1 protein-coding gene is annotated in these 566 nt (G+C 54.9%); it reads right to left on the minus strand.

The genetic code is table 11. The features are described from left to right. A partial coding sequence (locus HMPREF2785_RS07315) for a helix-turn-helix domain-containing protein (RefSeq protein ID WP_168167325.1) occupies nucleotides 1-439 on the minus strand: 439 nt, incomplete at its 3' end. Nucleotides 440-566: the final 127 nt, after the last annotated feature.

Below are 566 nucleotides of genomic sequence, written 5' to 3' on the forward strand. Positions count from 1 at the left end.
CCTTCACATCTGACGCCAGGTTGATTTCTGCCTGGCCGAAATCAACCTGGATGACCCCGGGAGACCATTCCAACTCCATGAACCCATCTCCTGGGGCTTTATGGTCCTGCCTCCACTGCTTGACGTAGCGCTGTACCGGCGAATACGAGCCGGTATATCCATGTTCGGCGGCAAGCCGGTCACAGATGCGCTGCGCAGTGTGGCGTTGCTTGCGCGGCATGCGCTGATCTTGCTCAAGCCACCGATCAATCACGGCACACAACGTCTCACCGAGCGCTAGTGATCCTGGCTTATGTAACTTAACTGGCGGGATAGGGCTGAAATCGTCCTGGTTGACGTACTTATCGACCGTAGCGCGAGATACCGATACCGCCTTCGCGATCGCTCGTCGGGACATTCCCTCGTCATCGAGCTGTCTGATAGTTTCGATCGTGGTCATGCTGATTGTCATCTACTTTCTGGTCCCTTCCTGAAAAACCAAGTCCCGGACCTCGCAGCCAAACGAAGATGGGACATTTCTCAGGAACAGAAACCTACTGGGATGGTTACTCGGCATGGCCCTTTTT

This window comes from Corynebacterium sp. HMSC067D03 (genome assembly GCF_001811185.1).
Lineage (GTDB): Bacteria > Actinomycetota > Actinomycetes > Mycobacteriales > Mycobacteriaceae > Corynebacterium > Corynebacterium coyleae.